The sequence below is a fragment of the Pseudonocardia sp. N23 genome, assembly GCF_002583555.1.
In the GTDB taxonomy this organism is placed as follows: domain Bacteria; phylum Actinomycetota; class Actinomycetes; order Mycobacteriales; family Pseudonocardiaceae; genus Pseudonocardia.
This window is the reverse complement of sequence record NZ_BEGX01000055.1, coordinates 1-378: the sequence shown is the minus strand read 5'-3', so window position 1 is coordinate 378 and position 378 is coordinate 1. Positions and strand designations below refer to the sequence as shown.

1 pseudogene is annotated in these 378 nt (G+C 68.0%); it reads left to right on the top strand.

Features of this window, described 5'->3' with window-relative positions:
• Positions 1-378: pseudogene (locus TOK_RS16485) on the top strand (transposase); the annotation flags it as partial.

The window sequence follows — 378 nt, the reverse complement described above, 5'->3', positions numbered from 1 at the left end:
ACGCCGCCCGGCGCACCCTGCACACCGGCGCCGACCTGCTCACCGACAAGCAGACCCAGCGCGTCAATGCGCTGTTCGACGGCGAGCAGCACGTCCAGGTCGAGGCGACCTGGGGCGTCTACCAGCAGATGATCACCGCCTACCGCGAGGTCGACAGGACACGAGGACAGCAGCTGATGTGCCAGCTGATCGACTCCCTCAGCCACGGCGTTCCCCGCCGCACTGAACGAGCTGCGCAAGCTCGGCCGCACCCTCAAGCGGCGCGCCGACGACGTGCTGGCCTACTTCGACCGACCCGGCACCAGCAACGGGCCCACCGAAGCCATCTGTGAGTCTGGATCTGGCTGGTCTGGGACTGGCTGGTCAGGATGGGTGTCG